This window comes from Curtobacterium sp. MCBA15_007 (assembly GCF_001864905.1).
GTDB lineage: Bacteria > Actinomycetota > Actinomycetes > Actinomycetales > Microbacteriaceae > Curtobacterium > Curtobacterium poinsettiae.
Map to the genome: position 1 here is coordinate 2,533 of NZ_MJGM01000041.1, position 985 is coordinate 3,517.

At 67.5% G+C, this 985-nt stretch carries 1 protein-coding gene; it reads right to left on the reverse strand.

Translation table 11 applies throughout. The annotated features are described in order from the left end of the window. Positions 1-909 (reverse strand): excinuclease ABC subunit UvrC (uvrC, locus tag BIU95_RS13390; RefSeq protein ID WP_083389379.1); only part of this gene is annotated, 909 nt, incomplete at its 3' end. Between the last annotated feature and the right edge of the window lie 76 nt (positions 910-985).

Below are 985 nucleotides of genomic sequence, written 5' to 3' on the forward strand. Positions count from 1 at the left end.
CTGCTCGACGAGGTCGCCGGTGGCGATGTCGAGCTCCTTGTCGACCACCCAGCCGCGGACACCGCGGATGCGGCCGCCCCGGACCGAGAACAACTGCACAGCGGCGGCGAGCTCGTCTTCCGCGATGCCGAACAGGTCGAGGTCGACCGAGTCACGGAGCACCACGGCGGACTTCTCGAGCACGGCTTCGAGCGCCTCGACCTGGTCGCGGAACTTCGCGGCCTGCTCGTACTGCATCGCGTCGGCGGAGGCGCCCATGCGCTGCCGGAGTTCGGTGATGACCCGACGGTCGTAGGAGTTCATGAAGCGCACGAACTCCTCGACGAGCGCCCGGTGCTCTTCGATCGTGACCTTCTGCGAGCACGGGCCACCGCACTTGCCGATCTGCCCCGGGAAGCACGGGCGGCCGGTCTGCATCGCCTTCTTGTACGAGGAGTCCGAGCACGTCCGGATCGGGAACACCTTGATCATCAGGTCGATGGTGTCGTGCACGGCCCAGATCTTCGGGTACGGACCGAAGTACTTCGCCCCCTTGATCTTGCGGTTGCGCGTCACCATCACCCGCGGCGCTTCGTCACCCAGGGTGACCGCCATGTACGGGTACGACTTGTCGTCGCGGAACTTGACGTTGAAGGGCGGGTCGAACTCCTTGATCCAGGTGTACTCGAGCTGGAGCGCCTCGATCTCGGAACCGACCGTCGTCCACTCGACGCTGCGGGCCGTCAGGACCATCCGCCGGGTGCGCTCGTGCAGCGTCGGGAGCGGGGCGAAGTAGTTGCTCAGCCGGGCGCGGAGGTTCTTCGCCTTGCCGACGTAGAGCACCCGGCCGGCCTCGTCACGCCATCGGTAGACCCCCGGGTCGGTCGGGATCTCCCCCGCCTTCGGACGCCACGGGACGGTGTCCGCCACCTACCGAGCACCCGCCTTCTGCTTGCTCGTCTGCTTGGTCGTGCCCGACTGCTTGCCGCCCTGCTGCGTGCCGCCC